The organism is Streptomyces sp. NPDC001450 (assembly GCF_053597295.1).
In genome coordinates this window covers 37,875-61,458 of record NZ_JBSFHY010000043.1, presented here as the reverse complement: position 1 = coordinate 61,458, position 23,584 = coordinate 37,875, and the positions used below count along the sequence as shown (strand labels likewise).

Annotated in this window: 25 protein-coding genes; 8 read left to right on the top strand and 17 right to left on the bottom strand. The window is 71.8% G+C overall.

Annotated features, from left to right (window positions below; all coding sequences use genetic code 11):
• Positions 1-107: 107 nt before the first annotated feature.
• Together ACWC5O_RS36260 and ACWC5O_RS36255 are read right to left on the bottom strand one after the other, a co-directional pair.
• On the bottom strand, positions 108-1,115 hold the full coding sequence (locus ACWC5O_RS36260; protein WP_450584079.1) for a DUF1648 domain-containing protein: 1,008 nt from the start codon (positions 1,113-1,115) through the stop codon (positions 108-110).
• Positions 1,112-1,459: a GntR family transcriptional regulator gene (locus ACWC5O_RS36255; RefSeq protein ID WP_450584081.1), complete on the bottom strand. Its 348-nt coding sequence runs from the start codon at positions 1,457-1,459 to the stop codon at positions 1,112-1,114. The genes ACWC5O_RS36260 and ACWC5O_RS36255 overlap by 4 nt, the downstream gene beginning before the upstream one ends.
• A 491-nt stretch (positions 1,460-1,950) precedes the next feature.
• Between ACWC5O_RS36255 and ACWC5O_RS36250 the strand changes: the two genes are divergently transcribed.
• Positions 1,951-2,778: a DMT family transporter gene (locus tag ACWC5O_RS36250; RefSeq protein WP_450584179.1), complete on the top strand. Its 828-nt coding sequence runs from the start codon at positions 1,951-1,953 to the stop codon at positions 2,776-2,778.
• A gap of 87 nt (positions 2,779-2,865) precedes the next feature.
• Here the strand turns inward: ACWC5O_RS36250 and ACWC5O_RS36245 are convergent, their stop codons facing one another.
• Both ACWC5O_RS36245 and ACWC5O_RS36240 read right to left on the bottom strand, forming a co-directional pair.
• Entirely contained in the window at positions 2,866-3,147 is a 282-nt protein-coding gene (locus ACWC5O_RS36245; protein WP_450584082.1) for a hypothetical protein, read from the bottom strand.
• Complete coding sequence (locus ACWC5O_RS36240; RefSeq protein WP_450584084.1) at positions 3,144-3,404, bottom strand: hypothetical protein; 261 nt, start codon at positions 3,402-3,404, stop codon at positions 3,144-3,146. Before ACWC5O_RS36240 ends, ACWC5O_RS36245 begins: the two co-directional genes overlap by 4 nt.
• Before the next feature lie 168 nt (positions 3,405-3,572).
• Here ACWC5O_RS36240 and ACWC5O_RS36235 point away from each other — a divergent pair, with 168 nt between their 5' ends.
• Positions 3,573-3,833, top strand: coding sequence for a GntR family transcriptional regulator (locus ACWC5O_RS36235; RefSeq protein WP_450584086.1), 261 nt, complete (start codon positions 3,573-3,575; stop codon positions 3,831-3,833).
• Positions 3,834-3,841: 8 nt separating this feature from the next.
• On the opposite strand, the gene ACWC5O_RS36230 is transcribed toward ACWC5O_RS36235, so the two are convergent.
• The 3 genes from ACWC5O_RS36230 to pdxR form a co-directional block, all read right to left on the bottom strand.
• The gene (locus ACWC5O_RS36230) at positions 3,842-4,210 is read right to left on the bottom strand and encodes a hypothetical protein (RefSeq protein ID WP_450584180.1); all 369 of its coding nucleotides are present in this window, start codon (positions 4,208-4,210) and stop codon (positions 3,842-3,844) included.
• A gap of 8 nt (positions 4,211-4,218) precedes the next feature.
• Positions 4,219-4,476, bottom strand: coding sequence for a hypothetical protein (locus ACWC5O_RS36225; RefSeq protein ID WP_450584088.1), 258 nt, complete (start codon positions 4,474-4,476; stop codon positions 4,219-4,221).
• 166 nt (positions 4,477-4,642) lie between these two features.
• A complete protein-coding gene (gene pdxR / locus ACWC5O_RS36220; RefSeq protein WP_450584090.1) occupies positions 4,643-6,031 on the bottom strand; it encodes a MocR-like pyridoxine biosynthesis transcription factor PdxR in 1,389 nt (462 codons plus the stop codon).
• A gap of 47 nt (positions 6,032-6,078) precedes the next feature.
• Here pdxR and ACWC5O_RS36215 point away from each other — a divergent pair, with 47 nt between their 5' ends.
• The 3 genes from ACWC5O_RS36215 to ACWC5O_RS36205 are packed head-to-tail and all read left to right on the top strand — an operon-like array spanning position 6,079 to position 7,738.
• The gene (locus ACWC5O_RS36215; RefSeq protein WP_450584091.1) at positions 6,079-6,579 is read left to right on the top strand and encodes a carboxymuconolactone decarboxylase family protein; all 501 of its coding nucleotides are present in this window, start codon (positions 6,079-6,081) and stop codon (positions 6,577-6,579) included.
• Between the two features lie 38 nt (positions 6,580-6,617).
• Complete coding sequence (locus ACWC5O_RS36210; RefSeq protein WP_450584181.1) at positions 6,618-7,019, top strand: carboxymuconolactone decarboxylase family protein; 402 nt, start codon at positions 6,618-6,620, stop codon at positions 7,017-7,019.
• Positions 7,016-7,738, top strand: coding sequence for an isocitrate lyase/PEP mutase family protein (locus ACWC5O_RS36205; protein WP_450584093.1), 723 nt, complete (start codon positions 7,016-7,018; stop codon positions 7,736-7,738). The genes ACWC5O_RS36210 and ACWC5O_RS36205 overlap by 4 nt, the downstream gene beginning before the upstream one ends.
• Before the next feature lie 6 nt (positions 7,739-7,744).
• On the opposite strand, the gene ACWC5O_RS36200 is transcribed toward ACWC5O_RS36205, so the two are convergent.
• From ACWC5O_RS36200 to ACWC5O_RS36180, 5 genes are read right to left on the bottom strand one after another with little or no spacing between them, the layout of a single operon-like run.
• Positions 7,745-8,710, bottom strand: a complete 966-nt coding sequence (locus ACWC5O_RS36200) for an ABC transporter substrate-binding protein (protein WP_450584095.1) — start codon at positions 8,708-8,710, stop codon at positions 7,745-7,747.
• Between the two features lies 1 nt (position 8,711).
• Positions 8,712-10,664, bottom strand: a complete 1,953-nt coding sequence (locus tag ACWC5O_RS36195; protein ID WP_450584096.1) for an ABC transporter permease — start codon at positions 10,662-10,664, stop codon at positions 8,712-8,714.
• Complete coding sequence (locus tag ACWC5O_RS36190) at positions 10,664-11,950, bottom strand: quaternary amine ABC transporter ATP-binding protein (protein WP_450584098.1); 1,287 nt, start codon at positions 11,948-11,950, stop codon at positions 10,664-10,666. The genes ACWC5O_RS36195 and ACWC5O_RS36190 overlap by 1 nt, the downstream gene beginning before the upstream one ends.
• Positions 11,947-13,479: a GMC family oxidoreductase gene (locus ACWC5O_RS36185; RefSeq protein ID WP_450584099.1), complete on the bottom strand. Its 1,533-nt coding sequence runs from the start codon at positions 13,477-13,479 to the stop codon at positions 11,947-11,949. Before ACWC5O_RS36185 ends, ACWC5O_RS36190 begins: the two co-directional genes overlap by 4 nt.
• Positions 13,480-13,524: 45 nt before the next feature.
• Positions 13,525-15,045 carry an aldehyde dehydrogenase family protein gene (locus ACWC5O_RS36180; RefSeq protein ID WP_450584101.1) on the bottom strand — a complete coding sequence of 507 codons (1,521 nt, stop codon included), beginning with the start codon at positions 15,043-15,045 and terminating at the stop codon, positions 13,525-13,527.
• Between the two features lie 201 nt (positions 15,046-15,246).
• Between ACWC5O_RS36180 and ACWC5O_RS36175 the strand changes: the two genes are divergently transcribed.
• Both ACWC5O_RS36175 and ACWC5O_RS36170 read left to right on the top strand, forming a co-directional pair.
• A complete protein-coding gene (locus ACWC5O_RS36175) occupies positions 15,247-16,005 on the top strand; it encodes a hypothetical protein (RefSeq protein WP_450584103.1) in 759 nt (252 codons plus the stop codon).
• Positions 16,002-16,898, top strand: coding sequence for a GNAT family N-acetyltransferase (locus ACWC5O_RS36170; RefSeq protein ID WP_450584105.1), 897 nt, complete (start codon positions 16,002-16,004; stop codon positions 16,896-16,898). The genes ACWC5O_RS36175 and ACWC5O_RS36170 overlap by 4 nt, the downstream gene beginning before the upstream one ends.
• A gap of 165 nt (positions 16,899-17,063) precedes the next feature.
• Here the strand turns inward: ACWC5O_RS36170 and ACWC5O_RS36165 are convergent, their stop codons facing one another.
• The 5 genes from ACWC5O_RS36165 to ACWC5O_RS36145 form a co-directional block, all read right to left on the bottom strand.
• Positions 17,064-18,065 (bottom strand): hypothetical protein, encoded by a 1,002-nt coding sequence (locus ACWC5O_RS36165; protein ID WP_450584106.1) that lies wholly within the window; start codon positions 18,063-18,065, stop codon positions 17,064-17,066.
• Between the two features lie 130 nt (positions 18,066-18,195).
• Complete coding sequence (locus ACWC5O_RS36160) at positions 18,196-19,185, bottom strand: malate dehydrogenase (RefSeq protein WP_450584108.1); 990 nt, start codon at positions 19,183-19,185, stop codon at positions 18,196-18,198.
• 363 nt (positions 19,186-19,548) lie between these two features.
• Positions 19,549-20,751: a DUF2690 domain-containing protein gene (locus tag ACWC5O_RS36155; RefSeq protein ID WP_450584110.1), complete on the bottom strand. Its 1,203-nt coding sequence runs from the start codon at positions 20,749-20,751 to the stop codon at positions 19,549-19,551.
• 589 nt (positions 20,752-21,340) lie between these two features.
• Positions 21,341-21,793: a DUF3017 domain-containing protein gene (locus ACWC5O_RS36150; RefSeq protein WP_450584111.1), complete on the bottom strand. Its 453-nt coding sequence runs from the start codon at positions 21,791-21,793 to the stop codon at positions 21,341-21,343.
• Positions 21,783-22,637, bottom strand: coding sequence for a bifunctional methylenetetrahydrofolate dehydrogenase/methenyltetrahydrofolate cyclohydrolase (locus tag ACWC5O_RS36145; protein WP_450584113.1), 855 nt, complete (start codon positions 22,635-22,637; stop codon positions 21,783-21,785). Before ACWC5O_RS36145 ends, ACWC5O_RS36150 begins: the two co-directional genes overlap by 11 nt.
• A gap of 253 nt (positions 22,638-22,890) precedes the next feature.
• On the opposite strand from ACWC5O_RS36145, the gene ACWC5O_RS36140 reads away from it, so the two are divergent.
• Positions 22,891-23,469, top strand: a complete 579-nt coding sequence (locus ACWC5O_RS36140; protein ID WP_450584114.1) for an RDD family protein — start codon at positions 22,891-22,893, stop codon at positions 23,467-23,469.
• Positions 23,470-23,584 lie beyond the last annotated feature (115 nt).

Here is a 23,584-nt window from a genome sequence, read left to right as displayed (position 1 = left end):
CAGCACGCTTCTCCCCCGAGTGCGTGATCCCTTCTCGAGAGGTGATCATGACATGTTTTCTCACCCAGGTCGAACCTGTGTGTCGCGGCTCACGCGGAATGACAGGTTCAGCCGTTCCGAGTCATATTGAGCGCGTTAAGAAGAGCTGCACCGCGCTCCGCGTCGTCGATACTGACGGCGAATTCCCTGCCCTTTCCCCGGGTCCGGATGACGAGGCATTCTCCACTCCGCAGCATGACCGTGGTGCCGAGACCACTGAGCCGGTAACCCCAGCCCCCGACCTGCGCGGGGGTGCGGTTCTCGGCGCGAGCCGACTCGATGTCCTGGGCCGGCCAGCGCCGGGCGGGCCAGCCGAGCGGTCCGAACGCCACTTCCAGGCCGCGCTCCGATGCGCGTGCCTGCACGGTGGCGCAGCCGGCCACGGCCAGGGACGTGAGCGCGAACGGAGCGAACAGCGCCCACAACGGGCCGGCGGTGGCGAGGCCGCCGACCAGAGCGACGAGGGCCGCCACCGCCACCAGGCCGGCCACTGCCGCCAGCAGGTGGAGCCAGGGATTGGTGATGCGGGAGAACCACACCACGCGCTGCCCGCCCGGGATCTCCAGAACCGGGCCGGAGGGCTCCTGCGTGGCGGGCGCGGCGGAGGCCGCCACGCGCGAGTTCACCAGCCATCCGACGACTCCGGCGGCAACGGCCGCCGCGGCGAGCGTCGCGACGATCCACGCCGTTGGCTGACGGGCCTGGTGCCAGTCCGCGCGGTCCAGGTTCGCGCGGACGACGGACGCCTGCGCGCCGCCGAGGAGGATGCCCCCCGAGAGCAGGGTGGCGGCGGTCCACGCCCGCGTCGTCCTGCGCGCGGGGTCGCCGGCCCGCCGCTGGGCCACGAACATGATCGCGGTCAGGGCCAGCCAGATCAGGGCCGGAAAGAGGGATGCCGCCCAGAGGGGCATGGAGCCGTCCGGGGCACCCTGCCCGGACCCCCAGTGGGTGGCCAAGCGGGCCGGCAGCCGTCCGCGGGCGGCCCAGGGCAGGGCGGCGATCAGCCCGGCCGTACCCACTGTCCACACCCGGGCACTCCAGCGCGCTCCGCCCCTGGTCCTGGTGCCGTCGTTCACGGTATCCCCCTGATCATCTCTATGAGATCGGTCCTGCTGTAGCCCAGTCGTGCCGCCTCGGTCACCAGCGCGTACACCTGGTTCAGAAGTCCGGAGCGCTCGTCGGCACCTTCTGTCACGGTCACGCCCCGGCCTCTGCGGAACTCCAGCAGTCCCTCGTCCCGGAGGCTGCGCAGTCCCCTGAGGACGGTGTTGACGTTGACGTCCAGCGCCTGGGAGAGGTCGCGTGCCGACGGCAGGCGGTCTCCCGGCCGGCACTCGCCCTCGGCGATGGCGCGCCGGATGGCTCCTGCCACCTGCTCGTGCAGGGGGCGGGTGTCTCTCTTGTCCAAACGCAGCAACATGGTGCTACTGAAGATAGCACCATGTGCTTCAGGTGGGGAGGGTGCGGGGATGGCTGAGCTCGCGCCAATGTGAAGGGGCGCAGAAATCCGGACCACGGTCTGCGCCGGTGGACGGTCCGGGCAGGAAGACGGGTCGTATGGCAGGGAACACAACTCGTGCAGCGATCGACAGCAACCTTGGGATCACGGGCTGTTGGCTGACGTGACCGCTGAACTCGTCGCCGGGGGAGGCCCGTTGAGGCACGAACAACACCGGGCCAGGCGCGCAGCGCGGGCTCGACGACCTGCCGGGCAGGTGCGCCACACGCCGGCCGCCTTCGCGCTCCTCGGCGGCGAGGTCGTCATACGAAGGGCCGCCGCCGTCAGGTGTTCGGCCGCAGGGCGCCAGGTCGAGGGACCGACGGACGGACTGCGCACGATATCGGTGTGAGAACGGGTGCGGAGGCCTCCGCGATTCCCCGTTCGCCTAGAGTCACTTCGTGCTCTTCGGAATGGTGTGTGCCCTGGCCGCGGCCGTCTGCTTCGGTACGGCGACGGTGTTGCAGGCGGTCGCCGCGCGGCAGGCCGGTACGGGTGGGGGCGGCGAGGCCGCGCTGCTGCTGCGGGCGGTCAGGCAGTGGCGGTACTTGGCGGGTCTTGCGCTGGACGGTCTTGGCTTCCTGTTCCAGATCGCGGCGCTGCGCTCGATCCCCATCTACGCGGTCGGCGCGGCACTGGCGTCGAGTCTGGCGGTGACGGCGGTGGTCGCGGCGCGCCTGCTGCGGGTCCGGTTGAGCGGCACCGAGTGGGGCGCGGTGGGCGTGGTGTGCCTCGGGCTCACGATGCTGGGGCTGGCGTCCGGGCCGGAGGGGGACCAGGAGGGGTCGGAAACCTTGAAGTGGGCGATGCTCGCGACGGCGGTCGGCATGCTGGTGCTCGCGCTGCTGGGCGGGCGGCTGTCCGGGCGCATGCGGGCGCTGGTACTCGGGCTGGGCGCGGGTTTCGGGTTCGGGGTGGTGGAGGTGTCGGTCCGCCTGATCGACTCACTACGACCGGCCGATCTGCTCACCAACCCGGCGGCCTACGCCCTCCTGATCGGCGGCGGCGCCGCCTTCATACTGCTGACCTCCGCCCTGCAGCGCGGCTCGGTGACCACGGCGACGGCCGGCCTGGTGATCGGCGAGACGATCGGCCCGGCGGCCATCGGCGTGATCTGGCTCGGCGACCGCACCCACGAGGGCCTGACCTGGCTGGCGGCGCTGGGGTTCGCGGTGGCGGTGGCGGGGGCGCTGGCGCTGGCACGGTTCGGGGAGGCGCCGGTGGCGGCCGAGGAAGGCTGAGGAAGGCCGAGATCGCCTCCTCGCCTCAACGGCTCCGCGCCATGGGTACCCAGAACCAACCTGGGCACCCATGGCACCGCTGAAGGCCTACAGCGCTCCGTCGTCCTCCACGGTCTCCGACACGTCCGCCATCATGCCGACGCATTCATCGAGCGCCGCGTGCAACGGCGGCACGAAGGCGGCGAGTTCGACATCCGACGCCTCCCCCGCCTCGAGTACGGCGCCGACGACTGCCACCAGGACGGCGGCCGTCTCCAGGGCGCGCGCATCGGCCAGCGACTCAAGGAGACCACCAGGGCGCGCGACCACGAATGCCTCCGTGCCGGTGGCGGGGTCGACGCCGAGGCTGCGTGGGCGCCACGCGCTCATACGGCGGCCTCCCACGGGCAGTAGTGGCGCCGCTCTCGTTCATCACGCTCGCGTTCCCAGACGGCGACGTAGGGCCGGACCGGCGGCAGACCGTCGGCGGCGATGACGTCCGTGGGGTACGGCCTCGTCCGACGTGCGCGGGTGAGCCGGAACACGGGCACGGACGGGCAGGCGATGAGGGGTGGCGGCGTGTCGGCGTGCTGCGCTCCACGGGGAGGCAGGAAGAGACTCAGGAATGCGGTCAGTAGGCTACGCATAGGTCGACTCCTAATCAGTCGGCTCAGCCCCGGCATGGAAGCTCTCACCCTTCCCGCCGGGGCGTTTTCGTTTCCTCCAAACCCTACCCAGATTACGGTAGTGATGGGTAGTGGTTGATAGTAGTGCTAGGTAATGCGTAGTAGAGAGTGGCGCTCTACGGTCAAAACGTGGACAAGATCAGCCCCGACTCGCCGCAGTACGTGTACGAACAGCTGGCCGCGATCATCGAGCGGAAGATCCGTTCCGGCGAGTACCCGCCCGGTACACGACTGCCGGGAGAACTGACGATGACGCACGAATACAAAGTCGGTCCGGGTACCGTCCGCCGCGCCCTGGACATCCTTCGGGACAAGGGGTTGGTAGTGACGGTGCGCGCGCGTGGGTCGTTCGTGGTCGACCCCCTGCCGCCCTCCCCTGCAACCCCCTAGCCAGGGCGTTAGGGATTCAGGTCCAGCACGCGGACCGGCTCACCGATCCAACGGTCGGGGGAGGTCGTGGCGATGATCGCCCCGTCAGGACGGTCCGGGGTCGGCTGAGCGACGTACTGACAGTGCGCTGCGGCCCAGGTGTCCTGCTGGGCCACGACAAGGGCGGCAGGCAGGTCCAGGTCCAGGACGGTGATGCCGGGCAGAGCGGCGAGGTGCTCTGCCGTACCCGGCCGGGCACGGTCGGCTTCGACCAGTGCGCACGCCGGGGCGTAGAGATGCCAGCCGGTTTCCGCATGGGCGCGGTGGATCAACCGGGAAGCAAGGACATTGCCCTGGCCGGCTGCGGCCATCGCGGTGTCGTCCAGGACGATGCGCATCGCGTCGCTCACCGGGCAGCCGCCTGTGCCAGCCGCTGGTCCAGCTCACTGTCGAGGTCCCGTTCCTCAGCAGGAGTCGGCGCGTAACCGGTCCACTCCTTCAAGGCAGCGCGGGCCCGCTCGGCCCGTTCGGCCCGCTCGGTGGGGGTGAGCAGGGTTTCAGCGAGCCGGGCCAGGTAGGCACGCAGCGACATGCCCTCGGCTGCCGCTATGGCGGCGAGCCGGTCCCGTGCTTCCTCGGGGATACGAACATTGGCGTCGGACATCATCGGCTCCTCTCCACCCGCACAGGATACGGGTACGTACCCGTATCCTGTGCGGCTATCCGCTGAAGTCCTGCACACGACCACAGCCGGTGTGATCCATCCTGGCCACGTGCTGCTGCCTGGAGTTGCCTGGCAACGGCTGCCCGGCATCAGCCACATCGGTGCCCTACGGCAACACCCTGCACAACGCCTCCAACGCCCCCGCCCACGCGCTGTCCGGCGGCGTCCCGTACCCCACCACCAGCGCGTCCAGCGGCTCGGTGACGGCCTCCGGGTGCCGGTGGAAGGACAGGCCGTGCAGGGCCAGTCCCTGCCAGGTCGCCGCCTGGATCACCGACTGCTCGGTGCCGGGCGGCAGCCGCAGCACGGCGTGCAGACCGGCCGCGATCCCGGTGACCCGGACGTCCGGCGCCCGGTCGGCGACGGCGGCGGCGAGGGCGTCACGGCGGCGCCGGTAGCGCAGCCGGGCGGAGCGCACATGGCGGTCGTAGGCGCCGGAGGTCAGGAACTCGGCCAGTGTCAGCTGGTCCAGCACCCCGCAGGTGTCGACACGGCCCTTGGCCGCGGCCGCCTCCTCCACCAGGGACTGCGGCAGCACCATCCAGCCGAGGCGCAGGCCGGGGGCGAGGGACTTGCTGGCGGTGCCGAGGTAGACGACGCGCTCCGGGTCGAGGCCCTGGAGGGCGCCGACGGGCTGGCGGTCGTAGCGGAACTCGCCGTCGTAGTCGTCCTCCAGGACCAGTCCGCCGGTCCGCCGCGCCCACTCCACGACGGCGGTCCGCCGGTCGGGGTGCAGGGGCATGCCCATCGGGAACTGGTGGGCGGGGGTGACGAGTACCGCACCCTCGTCGCTCAACGCGCCCGTGTCGGTGCCCAGTTCGTCGTAGGGCAGCGCGGGTGCCGCGAGGCCCGCGCTCCTCAGCAGCCCCCAGTGGACGTCGAGCCCGTACGACTCCACCGCGACGGTCCGCACCCCGCGCGCCCGCAGCAGTGCCCCGAGGATGCGCAGGGCGTGCGAGATGCCCGCGGTGATCATGATGGTGTCGGGGTCGGTGCGGACGCCGCGGGCGCGGGCGAGGTAGCCGGCGAGGGCGGTGCGCAGTTCGGGGCGGCCGCGCGGGTCGCCGTAGCCGAAGGCGTCGAAGGGGGCGGTGGCCAGCGCGCGGCGGGCGGCCTTGAGCCACTCGGTGCGCGGGAAGGCGGCGAGGTCGGGGGTGCCGGGGATGAGGCTGTAGGCGGGGCGGCCGGGTTCGCGGCGCCGGGGTGCGGTGTCGGCGGGCGGGACGACGGCCCGCTCGGCGACGCGCGTGCCGGAGCCCTGGCGGGCGGTGAGCCAGCCCTCGGCGACCAGGTCGGCATAGGCCTCGGCGACGGTGTTGCGGGCGATGCCCAGGTCGGCGGCGAGGCTGCGGGAGGACGGCAGCCGGGTGCCGGGGGCGAGGCGGCCGGTGCGGACGGCGTCCCGCAGCGCGTCGGTCAGGCCGCGGCGCAGCCCGCTGGAACCGGCCGGTTCCAGGTGCAGGTCGACCCCCAGAGTGGCCCATGAACTCGCCATGGAAATGGACCATACCCCTGGGCATCCTCGCTCCTAGGGTCGAAACCATGAGCACTGCAGAGGAAACCGTCGAGTACGCCACCGAACAGGCCCCACGACTCAGCTGGGCCAAGCACGCGCCCGAGGTCTACAAGGCGATGATCCGCCTGGACACGGCAGCGAAGCAGGGCCTCGACCCGACACTGTACGAGCTGGTGAAGATCCGCGCCTCGCAGCTCAACCACTGCGCGTTCTGCCTCGACATGCACACCAAGGACGCTCTCGCCGCCGGCGAGAGCGTGGAGCGGATCGTGCAGCTCAGCGCGTGGGAGGAGTCGCGGCACTTCTACACGGAGAAGGAGCTGGCGGCGCTCGAGCTGACCGAGGCGGTCACCGTGCTGACCGACGGCTTCGTGCCGGACGAGGTGTACGACCGGGCCGCCGCACACTTCGAGGAGGCGGAGCTGGCCCGGCTGATCGCCGCGATCACGGTGATCAACGCGTGGAACCGGTTCGGCGTGACCACCCGGATGACCCCGGGCCACTACCAGCCGGGGCAGTACAGGTGAGCCGTACCCAGCTGCTGGACCGCGACGTCGGCCTGGCCATGTCGGCGCTGAGCGCGGCCGCGAAGAAGGGGCTCGGCGATCCGGTCCTCGCCGAGCTGGTCATGATCCGTGCCTCGCAGCTCAACCACTGCGCGTTCTGCCTCGACATGCACCTCCAGGTGGCCCGGAAGAACGGCGAGTCGGAGGACCGCATCCAGCTGCTGAACGCCTGGGAGGAGGCCGAGGACCGCTACAGCGAGCGGGAGCGGGCCGCGCTGGCACTGACCGAGGCGGTCACCGTCCTGACCGACGGCTTCGTGCCGGACGCGGTGTACGACACCGCCGCCAAGCACTTCGGTGAGGCCGAACTCGCCCATCTCATCGGCCTGATCACCGTCATCAACGGCTGGAACCGTCTCATGGTCAGCCGTCGTGTCCCGCCAGGGGGTTACCAGCCATGATCAAGGTGGACGTGTTCCGCACCCTGCACCGCAAGCGCGCCCAGGGCGATCCGCTGATCCTGCCCGGCCCCTGGGACGCGGCGAGCGCCCGGGTGTGCGTCGAGGCCGGGTTCCCGGCGCTGGCCACGCCGAGCGCCGGGGTGGCCGCCTCCCTCGGCTACGAGGACGGGGCGACCCCGGCCGACGAGATGTTCGCCGCGGTGGCCCGGATCGTGCGGGCGGTGGACGTGCCGGTCTCGGCGGACGTCGAGGGCGGACACGGGCTCGCGCCGAAGGAACTGGTCGAGCGGCTGCTGGAGGCGGGTGCCGTGGGGTGCAACCTTGAGGACTCCGACGGGGGTGTCCTCAAGGACCCGCACGAGCACGCCGAGTACCTCGCCGAGGTCCGCTCGGCCGCCGCCGACCGGCTCTTCGTCAACGCCCGCGTCGACACCTTCCTGCACGGCGACGGCAATCCCGAACGGGCCATCGAGCGGGCCGCGTCCTACGTGGCCGCGGGCGCGGACTGCGTGTATCCGATCCTCGCTCCGGTGGACGTGCTGCCCCTGCTGCGGGCCGGGATCCAGGGCCCGCTCAACATGGTGGCCCGGCTGGACGGCGAGGGCCCCTCGCCCGCCGTGCTCGGCGAACTCGGGGCCACCCGTGTCACGTTCGGGCCGGGACTCCAGCGGCGCGCCACCCAGGCGCTCCGCGAGATCGCCGACAGCCTTTCCGCCTGAGGGTGTTCAGGGCAGCCACTTCTTCCACACGGAGGGGTGGCTGTCCACCCACTTCTTCGCCGCCTCCTCGGGCGAGAGCTTCTGGTCGGCGATCATCAGGGAGACCTGGTTCTGGTCCTCGGTCGTCCACTGGAACTTCTTCAGGAAGGCCGCCGCCGCGCCGCCGGACCTGGCGAAGTCCGCGTTGAGGTACTTCTGCAGCGGGGTGTGCGGGTAGGCACAGGCGACCTTCGCCGCGTCCGCGTCGCAGCCCTCCTTGTACGGCGGCAGCTTCACCTCCGTCATGGGGACCTTCTTGAACAGCCACTGGGGTGAGTACCAGTAGGTCAGGAAGGGTTTCTTCTCCTTGGCGAACTGCTTCATCTGGGTGATCTGGGCCGCCTCGGAACCGGCGAACACGACCTGGTAGTCCAGCTTCAGGTTGTTCACCAGGGCCTTGTCGTTGGTGACGTAGGACGGGGAGCCGTCCATCAGCTGGCCCTTGCCGCCGCTCTCCGCGGTGCGGAAGAGCGGGGCGTACTTGTTCAGGTTCTTCCAGTCGGTGACGTCCGGGTGCTGCTCGGCGAGGTACGTCGGGACGAACCAGCCGATGTGCCCGGTCACCCCGAGGTCGCCGCCGCGGGCGATCGTCTTCTTGTCGGTGACGTACCGCTTCTCCTGGTCCGGGTGGCCCCAGTCCTCCAGGATGGCGTCGACCCGGCCCTGGCTGAGCGCGTCCCACGCGGGCACCTCGTCCACCTGGACGGTGTCGACGCGAAAGCCCAGCTTGTGTTCGAGGAGGTACTGGGCGACGGCCACGTTGGACTGCGCGCCCACCCAGGACTGCACGGACAGGGTGACCGTCTTCGCGCCCTGGGCGTTCGCGAACGGCGACGCCTGCCTGGTCATGTCGGCGGCGCCGCAGCCGGTGGTCAGTCCCAGGACGGCGACAGCGACGGGGACACCGACGGGGACAGTCGTACGAAATCGCATGTCACGCTCCCTTCTTCGCGCGGCGTTCGGTCGGCTGGGTCACCCGGTCGAGCATCAGGCCCAGGCAGACGATGGCCGCGCCGGCGACCAGGCCGGTCGCCAGGTCGCCCTGGGCGAGGCCGAAGGCGACGTCGTAGCCGAGGGCGCCACCGCCGACCAGGCCGCCGATGATGACGACGGCGAGGACCAGGACCACACCCTGGTTGGCGGCGAGCAGCAACGACCGCCTGGCGAGCGGGAGCTGGATCTGCCACAGCTGCTGGCGGCCGGTCGCGCCGAGCGAGCGCGCCGACTCCAGCGCGGCCGGGTCGACCTGCCGCAGGCCCTGCGCGGTGATCCGGACGACGGCCGGGAGGGCGTACACGACGGCCGCGGCGACGGCGGGCGCGCGGCCGACGCCGAACAGGGCGACGACCGGGATCAGGTACACGAACTGCGGCATGGTCTGGAAGACGTCCAGGACCGGGCGCAGCGCCCGTTCGACGCGGTCGCTGCGGGCGGCCGCGATACCGGTCGCGAAGCCGAGGACGAGGGTGACGGCGACGGCGGCGAGCACCTGCGACAGGGTGTCGAGCGAGGGCTCCCACACCCCGAGCACGCCGATCGCGGCCATCGCGAGGACGGCGGTCAGCGCGGTGCGCCAGGTGCCGATCAGCCAGGCCGGCGCGGCGACGAGGAGCAGCACCGCCCACCAGGGCAGCCACTGCAGGCCGCCACGGACGGGGTCCAGGATCCAGGTGGTGAAGTGGCCGGCCCAGTCGGCGGTGCCGCCGACGACCGGGACGCCGGAGTAGAGGTGGGCGGTCATCCAGTCGACGGCGCGGTTGACCGGTTCTGCGATGTTCAGGGTCCAGCCGGAGGGCCAGTCGAGGCGGCCCAGGAGGCGGGTGGCCAGGGCGACGGCCACGGTGACGGCCGCGGCGTACGGCCAGCCGATGGTACGCGGCTGGGGGCTGCCGTCTCCCGCGGCTGCGCTGCCTTCTCCCGCGGCGGCGGTGACGCGGTCCAGGACCACCGCCAGCAGCACGATCGGGATGCCGGCCGCGAGGGCCGCGCCCACGTCGACGGAGGCGAGGGCCTGGTAGACGCGGTCGCCGAGGCCGCCGGCGCCGATGACGGAGGCGATGACGGCCATGGACAGCGCCATCATGATCGTCTGGTTCAGGCCGAGCAGGAGTTCCTTGCGGGCCAGCGGGATACGGGCGGTCAGCAGCCGCTGGCGGGCGGTGGCGCCGAGCGACTCCACGGCCTCCAGGACTTCGGGGTCGGCGCCGCGCAGGCCCAGCGCGGTGAGACGGGCCATCGGCGGGGCGGCGTACACGACGGTGGCGAGCACGGCCGCGGGGACGCCGATGCCGAAGACCAGGACGACGGGGAGAAGGTACGCGAACGCCGGGAGCACCTGCATGGTGTCCAGGACCGGGCGCAGGGCGCGGTCCAGGCGGTCGGAGAGGCCGGCGGCGAGGCCGAGCAGGGCGCCCACGGCCACGGAGGCGAGCACGGCGACCACCATCAGCGCGAGGGTCTGCATGGTGGGCACCCACATGCCGAGCGCGCCGCAGGTCAGGAACGCGATCGCCGTGCCGGCGGCCAGGCGGACGCCGCCCAGGCGCCAGGCCACGAGGGCGCCGAACGCGGTGACACCTGCCCAGCCTGCGGCGAGCAGGGTGAGGTAGACGGCGCGTACGGCCAGTACGACGGCGTTGCTGATGTAGCCGAAGAAGTAGAGGAACAGGGGGTGGCTGTCCCGGTTGTCGATGACCCAGTCGCTGGCGCCGGCCAGGGGTTTGGAGAGGTCGACGGTGAGCGCGTGCGGCCAGGCACCGCCTCCCCAGTGACTGTTGAGCGGGGGGACCAGGACTGCCGCGGCGAGGGCGAGCAGGAGGAGCTTGGCCACCGCTCGGTTCTTCAGGAGGGGGACTGTGCGCGGCGTGGGGACGGTGAGCGTTGCCATCAGACGTCCTCCGGGCTGGTGCGGGGCGGGGGCGGGGTCGCCCGCCGACGCCTGCCGGGTGCCGCCGTCTGTGGGACGGGCGCCGCCCCAGCGGCACGACTGCCCGCAGCTGCGTCGGCATCGCGGCCCGCAGCTGCGGCGCCATCGCGGCCCGCAGCTACCGCGGCATCGCCGCCCGCAGTCGCGCCGGCACGACCGCCCGCAGCCACCTCGGCACGACCGCCCGCAGCCACCGCGGCATCCCTGCCCGCAGCCACGCCGGCCACTACGTCCAGCAGCTGCTCGTGGCCGACCATCCCCACGCACTTCCCCTCGTCCATCACCCGGGCCGGAGCGCCCGCGCGGGCCACTGCCTCGATGGCCTCGGCGACCGGGGCGTCGGGGCTGACCGCGGGGCCGGTTCCCGCCTCCTGCGGGTACGCGGGGCGCATGGCCGTGCGGCATGTCACGACCTGCTCACGCGGCACGTCGCGGACGAACTCGCGGACGTAGTCGTCGGCCGGGGAGGAGACGATCTCCTCCGGGGTGCCGAGCTGGACCACGCGGCCGTCGCGCATCAGGGCGATGCGGTCGCCGAGCTTGAGCGCCTCGCTGAGGTCGTGGGTGATGAACACCATCGTGCGGCCCTCCTCGCGGTGCAGCCGGGCCACCTCGTCCTGCATGTCGCGGCGGATGAGGGGGTCCAGGGCGCTGAAGGGCTCGTCGAACAGCAGCACCTCGGGGTCGACGGCGAGCGCGCGGGCGAGTCCGACGCGCTGGCGCTGGCCGCCGGAGAGCTGGCCGGGGCGACGCTTCTCCATGCCCTCCAGGCCGACCTTGGCGACGAACTCGGCGGCCCGCTCACGCCGTTCGGACTTTCCGACGCCCTGGATCTCCAGGCCGTAGGCCACGTTGTCCAGGACCGTGCGGTGCGGGAGCAGGCCGAAGTGCTGGAAGACCATCGCGGCGCGGTGCCGGCGCAGTTCGCGCAGCCGGGCCTTGTCCATGGCGCGCACGTCCTCGCCGTCGATGGCGATCATGCCCGCCGTCGGTTCGATCAGCCGGGTCAGGCAGCGCACGAGGGTGGACTTGCCGGAGCCGGACAGGCCCATCACGACGAAGACCTCGCCCTTGTGCACGTCGAAGGAGACGTCCCGGACGGCGGCCGTGCAGCCGGTGCGGGAGCGCAGGTCTGCGGGGGCCAGCGTGCTGAGTTCCGGATCGGCCGGGACGCGGTCGGCCTTGGGGCCGAAGACCTTCCACAGGCCGTTCACCGAGAACACGGGCGACTGAGTGGTCGTACTCATCGCGCACCACCTCCGATCAGGTCGACGGCCTTCTCCCCGACCATGAGCACCCCGATCATCGGGTTGACTGCGGTCATGGTCGGGAAGACGGAGGCGTCGGCGACGCGGATGCCGTCGAGGCCGCGGATCCTCAGCTCGGGGTCCACCACGGCGAGTTCGTCGTCGACGGCGCCCATCTTGCAGGTGCCGGCGGGGTGGTACACGGTGTGGGCGACCTTGCGGGCGTACTCGCTCAGCTCGGCGTCGTCCACGATCTCCGGGCCCGGGCAGACCTCGCGCTTGAGCCAGCCGGCGAGCGGCTCGGCCTTGGCGATCTCGCGGGCGATGCGGATGCCGTCGACCAGGGTCCGGGCGTCGTAGTCGTCCTCGTCGGTGAAGTACCGGAAGTCCAGGGCCGGCTTCACGGACGGGTCGGCGCTGGTGAGGTAGAGGCGGCCGCGGCTCTTCGGCTTGGGGATGTTGGGGGTCATCGAGACGCCGTACTGCGGGCGCTCGTAGCCGAGGCGCTCCGGGTTGTCCGTGAACGGGACCTGGTAGAAGTGGAACATCAGGTCCGGGCCCGCGTGTCCGGGGTCGCGGCGCACGAACAGGCCCGCGTCGGAGTCCATCGCGGAGTTCTCCGGGATCGGTCCATGGGTCTCCCAGACGATGACCGACTCGGGGTGGTCGAGCAGGTTCTCACCGACGCCCGGCAGGTCGTGCACGACGGGGATGCCGAGCGCCTCCAGGTCCTCGCGGGGGCCGATGCCCGAGTGCATCAGCAGGCGGGGCGAGTCGACGGCACCCGCGCACAGCAGGACCTCTTTGCGGGCCCGGATCAGCAGTTCCTCGCCGTCCTTGGTCCGCACGTGGACGCCCTCGGCGCGGGTGCCGTTCAGCTCCAGCTTGTGCGCCCAGGTCTCCAGGAAGATGCGGAGGCCCGGGCGCTCGTCCATCACCGGGTGCAGGTACGCGACCGAGGCGGAGGAGCGCTTGTTGTTCTCGGGGTGGTAGGCGAGGTCGAAGAAGCCGACGCCCTCGGTGAACGGCTTCTTGTTGAAGCCCTCGACGCGGGGCACGTCGAGCGCCGTCTGCGCGGCGTCCACGAAGTCGCGGGCGATGGCGTTCCGGTCCTTCTCGTCCACGGAGACGATGTTGTTGAGGAGGCGGGCGTAGTAGGCCTCCATGGGGACGGCACCCCAGCCCTTGGCGCCGGCCGCCTCCCACTCGTCCCAGTCGGACGGGAGCGGCTTGAAGGAGATCAGGGTGTTGTGGGAGGAGCAGCCGCCGAGGACGCGGGCCCGGCTGTGCCGGATGTGGGAGTTGCCGCGGGGCTGTTCGGTGGTCGGGTAGTCGTAGTCGAGATCGCCGCCGAGCAGGCCCGTCCAGCGGCGCAGCGTCAGCACGTCGTCGCGGCCGACGTCGCTGGGGCCGCCTTCGATGACGGCGACGGTGACGTCGGGGTTCTCGGTGAGGCGGGAGGCTATGACCGAGCCCGCGGTGCCGCCGCCGACGACGACGTAGTCGTAGAGGTGAGGGGTGTGGGACATGGGGGTGTTACTCCAGGAGACTTTCCGTGTACGGCGGTTGGGGGATCAGCCGGCGAACCAGCGCACCGGCTTCGGCGCGAGGTTCTGGTAGACGTGCTTGGTCTCGCGGTACTCGGCGAGCCCGGCGGGGCCCAGCTCGCGGCCGACACCGCTCTTTCCGAAGCCGCCCCACTCCGCCTGCGGGAGGTAGGGGTGGAAGTCGTTGATCCAGACGGTGCCGTGGCGCAGCCGGCCGGCGACCCGGCGGGCGCGACCGGCGTCGGCGGTCCAGACGGCGCCCGCGAGGCCGTACTCGGTGTCGTTGGCGAGGGCGACCGCCTCGTCCTCGGTGCGGAAGGTCTCGACGGTGAGGACCGGGCCGAAGACCTCCTCGCGTACGACCTTCATCTCGCGGTGGCACCGGTCGAGGACGGTCGGCTCGTAGAAGTAACCGGTGGCGGGCCGTTCGGCGGACGGTTCGGGCCGCTTGCCGCCCGAGCGCAGCACCGCGCCCTCGGCCAGCGCCGACTGCACGTACGCCTCGACCTTGGCGCGCTGCTGCTCGGAGACCAGCGGTCCGCATTCGACGCCCTCGGCCGTGCCCCGGCCGAGGCGGATCCGGGCGGCCCGCCGGGCGAGTTCGGCGACGAATCGCTCCCGCACGCTCTCCTCGACGATCAGCCGGGCGCCGGCCGAGCACACCTGACCGCTGTGGATGAAGGCGGCGTTGAGGGCCTGGTCGACGGCGGTGTCGAAGCCCTCCTCGGTGGCGCAGGCGTCGGCGAAGACCACGTTGGGGTTCTTGCCGCCGAGTTCGAGGGCGACCTTCTTGACGGTCGGGGCGGCCGCCTGGGCGACCTTGGTGCCGCTGACCAGGCCGCCGGTGAAGGAGACCAGGTCGACGTCGGGGTGCTCGGCGAGGCGGGCGCCGACGGTGTGGCCGGGTCCGGTGACCAGGCCCGCGACTCCGGCGGGCAGACCGGCCTCGGTCAGCAGGTCGATCAGCGCGATGGTCGTCATCGGGGTGATCTCGCTGGGCTTGATCACGAAGGTGTTGCCGGCGGCGAGCGCCGGGGCGATCTTCCAACTGGCCTGGAGCAGCGGGTAGTTCCAGGGGGTGATGAGCGCGCACACGCCGACGGGCTCGTGCACGACGACGCTGTGGACGTCGGGGGAGCCCGCGTCGACGACCCGGCCGGGGGCCTCGCCGGCGACCAGGTCGGCGAAGTAGCGGAAGGCGTCGGCGACGCAGTCGATGTCGATGCGGCCTTCCTCGGCGGTCTTGCCCGCGTCCCGGCTCTCCAGCAGGCCGAGTTCCTCGCGGTCGCGTACGAGGAGGTCGGCGACGCGGCGCAGCAGGGCGGCGCGCTCGCCGACGGGGGTGCCGGGCCAGGGGCCGTGGTCGAACGCCTGCCGGGCGGCCGCCACCGCGCGCTCCGCGTCCTTCTCGTCGCCCTCCGCGACCACGGCGAACGGCCGGGCGTCCGCGGGGTCGAGGATCTCGCGCGTCGCACCCGAGCCGGCTTCCAGCCACTCGCCGCCCGCGTGAATGGTCGCCCGGGCCTGTCGTTCCGCTCTGTCCGCCATGATTCGGTATTGCCTTCCGTTCCTGTTCAGTGCCCCTGTGTCACAGTCGTGTCACAGTCAGGGACCGTGACCGCCTGCCCCGCCCCTCCGATCGCATGCGCAATCGACAGCCGAAAGTGCGCCGCGTCACTGAAAATGCGGGCGAAAAGGGACAAAAGTAGGCTGAGGAACGCGGCTTGGGGCGATCACGGAGGTGCCGCGATGGCCGGACGACCGCTGATCCGTGCGGCGGCAAGCGTGGCCTTGGCCCTCTCCCCCGCCCTGGTGACGGGGGCCACGGCGGACGACACCGGCGATCCGAGCGCCCGCGAACTCGCCCGGGAGGCGCAGGACCACCTGCTCCACACCCAGTCGCTCCACATGGCGTGGACGGACCGGGCCGCGGCCGCGAAGAAGGGGGAGCCGGCGTCGATGGACCTGTCCCTGGACCGGGACGGCAACTGCGTCGGCACGGTGCGGATGGGCGCGCACGGCGGCAGCGTCGAGATCGTCAAGCAGGGCGACGAGGTGTGGCTGAAGGGCGACAGCACGTACTGGAAGGCCGAGCTTCCGGGCAGCGAGGGCCCCGCGGCGGCCGAACTCCTCAAGGACCGCTACATCCACGGCACCACGCACGACAGCGCGCTCAAGGACTGGGACGACGTCTGCGACCTGGACGCCTTCCAGAAGAAGCTGACACCCGACTCGTCGCACCGGAAGCCGCTGACGCGAGGCGACGAGACCACGGTCCACGGCATACCGGTGATCCCGCTGAGGGGCGAGGAGGAGGGCAGGCCCGTCACCCTCTACGTCACGGCGGACTCGCCTCACGTGCTGGTCGAGGGCACCCGGAAGGGCGACGGCACCGACCTGACCATGACGTTCTCGGACTACGGCGAGCCCGTGCCGTCCGCCACCCCCTCCACGAAGGAGTCGGTGGACGTGTCCCGGCTGAGCCCTTTGACTAAAGTCAAAGGATGACCGAGCCAGTGTCGGCGGAGCAGGTCGTGGCCTTCCGCCGTTTCAACCGCTACTTCACGCGCCGCATCGGCGCCCTGGACGATCACTACCTGGGGCAGGACCGCCCCCTCGGCGAGGCCCGGCTGCTGTTCGAGATCGGGGAGGGCGTCTCCCTGCGCGAGCTGAGGAAGCGGCTCGGGCTGGACGCCGGATACCTCAGCCGGATGGCGAAGGCGCTGGAGGGCCAGGGCATGGTCCGGGTCGGGGTGCCCCCGCACGACAACCGGCTGCGGATGATCGAGCTGACGGCGGCCGGCCGCGCGGAGGTCGGCGAGCAGAACCGGCGGGCCGACGCCCTCGCCGCCGGGCTCCTCGACGGACTCGCCCCGGACCAGCGGGCCGAGCTGACCGACGCGATGGCGACCGCGCAGCGCCTGCTGCGGCTGGCGGCGATCAGGGTGGAGGCCGTCGACGGCGCCTCGGCCGTTGCCCGGGCCTGCCTGGAGGCGTACGCGGCCGACATCGACGCCCGCTTCCCGGAGGGCTTCGACAGCGCCGCCCTGGTCCGCCCCGAGGAGGTGACCGGGGACGCCGGCGCCTTCCTGGTCGCGTACGAGGAGGAGCGGCCGGTGGGCTGCGGAGCACTCAGGCGGCTGGAACCGGGGGTGGGCGAGATCCGGCACGTGTGGGTGCACCCCGAGGCCCGGCGGCTGGGCCTGGCCCGGCGGCTGCTCGACGGGCTGGAGCGGGAGGCACGCGCACGTGGCCTGGACGTCGTACGACTGGACACGCATGCCGTGCTCACCGAGGCGCAGGCGATGTACCGGGCGTGCGGCTACACCGAGATCGCGTGCTACGACGACAACGTGTACGCCAGTCACTGGTTCGAGAAGCGGCTGGTCGCCACCGACTGACGGCCGCATCAACTCCCGTACGCGGCCGCGCAGCCGGGAGCGGCGGGAGAGCGAGCGGCACCTCGAGAAGGTGACCAGGCCGAGCGAGGCCGGGAAGTTGCTGCGCGCCGCGGTGACCGAGGGATACGGCGCCCCGCACCACCCGGACAGGGCCGCTCCCGCCCCCTACGCGCAAGACGGCGCCCCCGTCGGGCAGAACGAAGCCAGCGCCGTCGTGAGCGGAGCCCGTACGCGGGCGTCGGACAGGTGTTCCGGGCCGCTGGAGCGGATCGCGTACAGGGTGCCGTCGGGTGCGCGGAAGCGGTGGTCGACGACCCGGCGGGAGCCCTTGTCCGGGTCGTCGTAGCGGTACGACAGCTCGGCCCAGGTGTCTCCGGAGCGGCGGGTGAGTGCCTGGTAGCCGGGCTCGTGGGAGTAGCCGTAGCCCGGGTCGTTCTCGGCGAGGTCCAGGGACTCGGTCACGGTGGACTCGGCCAGCTCGAAGATCTGCAACTGGCGGCCGTCGGACGGGGAGTCGTAGAACACGACGGTCGCCTTCTCCCCCTGCTTCTGCCGCCGGGTCCAGCCCTCGGGAACGGCGAGGGTGTAGCCGACGGGGTCGTGGACGAGGCGGTAGCCGGTGGGGAGTTGACGCGATGCGGGCGACGGCGTCGAGGCCGGTGTGCGCGGTGTCGTGGAGGCCGAGGCGGAGGCCGTGACGCCGGTGCCCGGAGCGGAGGCCGCCGGGGTGGTGCTGCCCGCGCGGTCCCGGCCGAGGTACCAGACGCCGAAGCCGGAGCCGGCGCCGACCAGCACCATGGCGACGACCAGGGCGATCAGCCGGCCGCCGTGGACACGGCGCGGCGCGGGAGCGTACGAAGGCGCCGGGACCCGGCCGTCGGTGTAGGTGGGGGCGGAGGTCCAGGGCTGCGGCGGAGGCGGCGGGAGCGGGGCCGTGCTGGTCTCCGCGGACGCCCAGGGGGGAGGCGGCGGGAGCGCGGCCGACCGGGTCTGCGCCGAAGCCCACGGCGGCGGGGGCGGCGGCTCGTCGGCGGTCCAGGCCGCTCGGTCTCTCTCCTCGCCGGGTGCGCGCTCGGCCCCCGGCCGGTGATCCGGACCGGGACCCTCCGCGCCGTAACCTTGCGCGCCGTACCCCTCCGGGCCGTTCCATCCGCTCCAGCTGCTCATCACGAACCCCCCGAATCACCCTTCCCTGCCCTGCTTTTGACAGTAACGGTGAAAACGGGCGCGAGCCCCGCTCCGGACGAAACCGGAACAGGGCCCGCACAGGCTCGCGGCGAATCCGCCGGAGGCAGCCTCAGATGAGGCCCAGGGAGCGGACCGCGTCGCGCTCCTCCTCGAGCTCCTTGACGGAGGCGTCGATACGGGCGCGGGAGAACTCGTTGATGTCCAGGCCCTGGACGATCTCGTACTTGCCGTCCTTGGTGGTGACCGGGAAGGAGGAGATCAGGCCCTCCGGGACGCCGTAGGAGCCGTCCGACGGGATGCCCATGGAGGTCCAGTCGCCCTCGGCGGTGCCGTTGACCCAGGTGTACACGTGGTCGATGGCGGCGTTGGCGGCGGAGGCGGCGGAGGACGCGCCACGGGCCTCGATGATCGCGGCACCGCGCTTGGCGACGGTCGGGATGAAGTCCTCGGCCAGCCACTTCTCGTCGCCCACGACCTCGGCGGCGTTCTTGCCGGCGACCGTGGCGTGGAAGATGTCCGGGTACTGGGTGGCGGAGTGGTTGCCCCAGATGGTCAGGCGCTTGATGTCGGCGACCGTCGAGCCCGTCTTCTTCGCGAGCTGGGTCAGCGCGCGGTTGTGGTCCAGGCGGGTCATCGCGGTGAAGCGCTCGGCCGGGACGTCCGGCGCGGCGGCCTGCGCGATGAGCGCGTTGGTGTTGGCCGGGTTGCCGACGACGAGGACCTTGATGTCGTCCGCGGCGTGGTCGTTGATGGCCTTGCCCTGGGGCTTGAAGATGCCGCCGTTGGCGGAGAGCAGGTCGCCGCGCTCCATGCCCTTGGTACGCGGGCGGGCGCCCACGAGGAGGGCTACGTTGGCGCCGTCGAAGGCGACGTTCGGGTCGTCCGTGATGTCGATGCCCTGCAGGAGCGGGAACGCGCAGTCGTCGAGCTCCATCGCGGTGCCCTCGGCGGCCTTGAGCGCCGGGGTGATCTCCAGGAGGCGCAGCTTGACCGGCACGTCCGCGCCGAGCAGCTGGCCGGAGGCGATGCGGAAGAGCAGGGCGTAACCGATCTGGCCGGCCGCGCCGGTGACGGTGACGTTCACGGGAGTGCGGGTCATGGCGTTCTCCGTATGACAGCTGGCGGTGGGGCACTGCCCCGGCGGATGATCGATCTCTTGGCGTCAAGAGAATCCAGCGGTCAGGCTATCGCGCATCCGGCATGCGAGACGTCCGGGGCCGTGTGGCTCAGCCCACAAGTCTCACTCGTGCTCCAGGAAGGGCGGCCGCCCGTCCGGGAGAGGAGGGAAGGGCGGCCGCCGTGGGGGGTACCGGCTGGCCGGACTCCCGTGGGGGTACCGTTCGCGTGCCCAGGATCCGGCGACCCATGCCTCCGTCCCCGGAATTCCACCCGAATTGGTTCGCCCGCCTCTTCCAGGACCGCCGGACGGGCCCTCGCGTCCCACCCCGCGGGCCCCCGCGCCCTACTTCGTGCACCCCTTCCGCCCGGAGGCGAGGGTCGCGCAGGCCTTGGCCTCGGCCGCGTCCTTCACGGCGACCATCGGCGTGTAGGCGATGGTGTCGCCGACGGTGGTGATGTCACCCGTCTGACGGAGCCTGCCCGCGGAGACCTGGACCCGGTCGCCCTGGGCCGCGCCGGTGATCCGTCCCCAGGCGGTGCCGCAGGTCTTGCTGTAGCGGACCTCCAGGGTGGTGGTGCCGACGGTGGCGGTCTTGGCGGTGGTCACCAGGTCGCCGCTGCAGCCCATGGCCTCGGCGTCCTTGCCGTTGCAGGCAGCGCCGCTGCACTTGACCCCGACGGGCAGGCTGGGGTTGCTGCTGGCGGTCGGGGACGGCGACTTGGCGGCACCCTCGTGCTTGGCGCCGCCGCCCGGGTTGGTGAAGAAGTAGACGGCCGCGACGACGACGAGGACACCGACGACGCCCGCGAGGAACATCGTCAGCCGCCCCTTGCGCCCAGTCCCCTTGCCGGAGTTGCCGCCGGCGAGCCGCGCCCCCTGCGGCTGCCCGCCGTGCGGGTTCAGGGTGCCGCCCGGGCCGTCCGGCGAGGACGCAGGATGCGCACCTGCACCGGCACCGGCACCGGCACCGGCACCGGCACCGGCACCGGCACCGAGCCGGCGGCTCACCTTCGACGGGCCCTCATAGCCCGCCAGTCCCCAGGAGTTGACCTCGGAGGTCGCGCCGCGGTCCGCGTTGTCCCGCTCGTCGGCGTCGGACGCCGTCGGCTGCGGCGGGATCGTGGGTGAGACACCCCCCGGGCCGGCGATGCCCGGGGTCACGGTGGTGCCGGTGCCTCTGCTGGCCGTCTTGGTGCCGCTCGTGCCCTCGGCCTCGGCCGCCCCGAACTCCCCGAGCGCGGCGCGCGCCTGGGCGATACGAATCTGCTCCATGGTCCGGTCGTGCCGCATCTCCGCGCGGCTCCAGGCGCGTTCGGCCAGCTCCCACATGGTGGTGAGATGGACCGGGTTGGTGCCGGTGACCTCGGCGAGCGCGACGACGGCGCCCTTGGGTGCGAGCAGCCGACCGCCCAGGTAACGCTCCCAGGACGTCTTGCTGTAGCCGGTCCGGTCGGCCAGCGCCGCGATGCTCAGACCGCTGCGGTCCACGAGCCGCCGCACCTGGCTCGTGAACTCCTTGATCTGCGGATCCAGCTCATCCGGCAAGGCTTTCCATCGAGGCATTGCTTCCCCCTCTTTCCCCCCGGTTGGTGCTGTTGGTTCCCCACGCCGTTCCCCGCACGTGACCCTCGCGCCGGTCCGGTCCCCCCGGCTCGGCCCCCTCTGACTACCCACAGGGATGCGCTGACTAAGGATCCCAGTTCCCGGAGTGGGGGCGCACGGGAGCATCGCTCCCGCCGGTTGTGCACCGTCGCACGGTGACCGCCCCACAGTCCACCGGACCGTCCCGATTGGGCGCCTTGGACACGTTAGCCCGGTTCCACCGGGCCTTCGTACGCATCCCCGAACTGTCAACACATCGACACGGCGGGCACACATGTGGCAGTGCGCGGACACCGTAGCGGAACGGTCACTTCCGTGCCACAGCGCACGGACAGCCGTTGAACAGGCAGTTCATGAGGGGAAGGCTGGATCCCGACGGCGGTTCGTCCTTGCTCGGGGGAGGGGACGGGCCGCCGTTCCGCCCGCACCGGGGACCTCAGCCGCCCGGGGCCGTACGGCAGTTAGACCCCGGGGGCACGGCGATGGCCCGCGTCCCCGAGGGAGGCGCGGGCCTGCGGCCGTACCGGAGCCGCTACTTGACCGTGAGATGCAGGATGTCCTTCAGGAACGAGAGCTTCAGCAGCGGGTCGGGCTGGATCATCAACGCCAGCAGGACGATCACCAGACCCAGGACGCCGTAGGTGGCGACGTCCGTGAAGCGGGAGCGCACGGCGAGCATGCCGACGTCCGGCAGGAGCCAGCGCAGCACCGCGCCGCCCAGCAGCGCGACGCCGATGAGCAGCGTCCCCGGGCGGAGCGCGCCCAGCGCGATCACCAGCAGGCCGATTGCCACCAGGCAGACGACGGCGAGCAGCGGCCACTGCCGGGCGGGCGCCGGAGCGTTGCCGGGAGCGGCCCGGCCGCCGCCCTCCGGGCGTGCGGTGTCCCTGGTGAACCGCGGGAAGCGGCGCGTGGTCCGCTTCGGGTGCCCGCCGGTGTCGGGGGCGGCCGGCCCGGCGCTGGAGTGGGTGTCCTCAGCCGGCACTGCGCTCCGCCGCCTCGACCACGTTGACCAGCAGCTGCGCCCGGGTCATCGGACCCACACCGCCCGGGTTCGGGGAGATCCAGGCGGCCACCTCGGCCACGTCCGGGTGGACGTCACCGACGATCTTGCCGTCGGCGTTGCGGGAGACGCCGACGTCCAGGACGGCCGCGCCAGGCTTGACGTCCTCGGCGCGGATCAGGTGCGGGAAGCCGGCCGCGGCGATGATGATGTCGGCCCGCTTGAGGTGGGCGGACAGGTCACGGGTGCCGGTGTGGCACTGGGTCACGGTGGCGTTCTCGCTGCGCCGGGTGAGCAGCAGCGGCATCGGGCGGCCGATGGTCACGCCCCGGCCGACGACCACGACCTCGGCGCCCTTGATCTCGACGCCGTGGCGGCGCAGCAGGGTCAGGATGCCGTTGGGGGTGCAGGGCAGCGGCGCCGGCTCGTTCAGGACGAGACGGCCGAGGTTCATCGGGTGCAGGCCGTCCGCGTCCTTGGCCGGGTCCATCATCTCCAGGACGCGGTTCTCGTCGATGCCCTTGGGCAGCGGGAGCTGGACGATGTAGCCGGTGCAGGCCGGGTCCTCGTTCAGCTCCCGGACGACCGCCTCGATCTCCTCCTGGGTGGCCGTGGCGGGCAGCTCGCGCTGGATGGAGGCGATGCCGACCTGGGCGCAGTCGCGGTGCTTGCCGGCGACGTACTTCTGGCTGCCGGGGTCGTCCCCGACCAGGATCGTGCCGAGGCCGGGCGTGACGCCCTTCTCCTTCAGCGCCGCCACGCGGGCGGTCAGATCGGACTTGATCGCGGCTGCGGTGGCCTTGCCATCGAGAATCTGGGCGGTCATGACACCATCCTCGCGGATGACCGGGTCCCGGTTCCAATCCGGGGCCGCCTGGGCCGGTCCCCCGCGTCCCCTCCTTGATCGATGATGTTGCACTTGCACAACACCTTGCGAATCCGGCTGGACAACAATCAGCCTTTCCTACGAGCATGAGCGGCGCAGTATCGCGGTCCGGTTGGGGGGCAAGCCGCTCAGATCCTGACGTTCCTCCGTTCCTTCCGCGTCGTCCCCGCAGTGTCAACGGAGGAAATCCGCCATGAGTTTCGGCTCGCCCAACAACCCGTACGGTCAGCCGCAGGATCCGCAGCAGGGCTACGGCTACCCGCAGCAGCCCGGCTACCCGCAGGCCCCGCAGGGCATCCCGCCGCAGCAGGGCTACGGCTACCCGCAGGCGCCCCAGGGCGGATACCCGGGCTACCCGCAGCAGGCCGGCTACGGCATGCAGCCGACGTACGCGAACTGGGGACAGCGCTTCCTGGCCCGACTGCTCGACAGCCTGCTGTACGCGGTGCCCTACGGCATCGCGGTCGCGGGTGCCAAGAACGCCCCGATCCTCGCCATCATCGGCTTCCTCGCCCTGATCGGCCTGTTCATCTGGCAGGTGATCATGGAGGGCAAGACCGGCCAGACCGTCGGCAAGAAGGCGCTGGGCATCCGCACGCTCAAGGAGGACACCGGGCAGCCGCTGGGCGGTGGCATGGCGTTCGTGCGCCAGCTGGCCCACATCCTGGACGGCCTGCCCTGCTACCTCGGCTACCTGTGGCCGGCCTGGGACGCCAAGCGCCAGACGTTCGCCGACAAGGTGTGCGGCTCGATCGTCATCCGCTCGAACTGAGCTGAGCGCCATCCGCTCGAACTGAGCTGAGCGCCATCCGCTCGAGCTGAACTGAGCGCCTGGACGGAAAGCGGCCTCCGGCCCCCTGCCAAGGGAGCCGGAGGCCGCTTTGCGT